Source organism: Elioraea sp. Yellowstone (assembly GCF_006704265.1).
GTDB lineage: Bacteria > Pseudomonadota > Alphaproteobacteria > Acetobacterales > Acetobacteraceae > Elioraea.
The window spans coordinates 1-409 of the sequence record NZ_VIKA01000347.1; the positions used below are offsets into that span (position 1 = coordinate 1).

At 78.2% G+C, this 409-nt stretch carries 1 protein-coding gene; it reads left to right on the forward strand.

From position 1 onward, the window contains the following. Positions 1 to 98: 98 nt before the first annotated feature. Positions 99 to 409: hypothetical protein (locus FK498_RS19070; protein WP_141857304.1), on the forward strand; the 311-nt coding region annotated here is incomplete at its 3' end.

The following is a 409-nucleotide window of genomic DNA, read 5'->3' on the forward strand; positions in this document are numbered from 1 at the left end:
GCGCTCGACCAGCTCGCGCTCGCCGGGGCGAAGCTCGCGCGCGAGCCAGGCGTGGACGTCGCCGCCTCGCTCGCCCGTGCCGCCGGGGGGACGCCCTGATGCGCCCCGCCCTCGTTCTCGCGTTCGCGCTCGCCGCCTGCGGCACCGCGCGCGACCTCGACCGGCTGAAGGATCTGAACGCGGCCGGCGACCTCGCCGCGATCGCCGCCATGGCGGTGGACTGCACCGGCCCGGACGATCCCGCCTGCCTGCAGGCGCGCGAGATCAAGGCGAATGCCTGCCTCCGTCTCGGCACGGCCGCGCTTGCGCCCGGCTCCGCGCGCGCCGCCGAGGCGCCGCAGCTGTTCGACTGCGCGATCGCGAACTACCGCGCCGCGCTCGCCGCCGGCGGACAGCCCCTGCCGCCGGC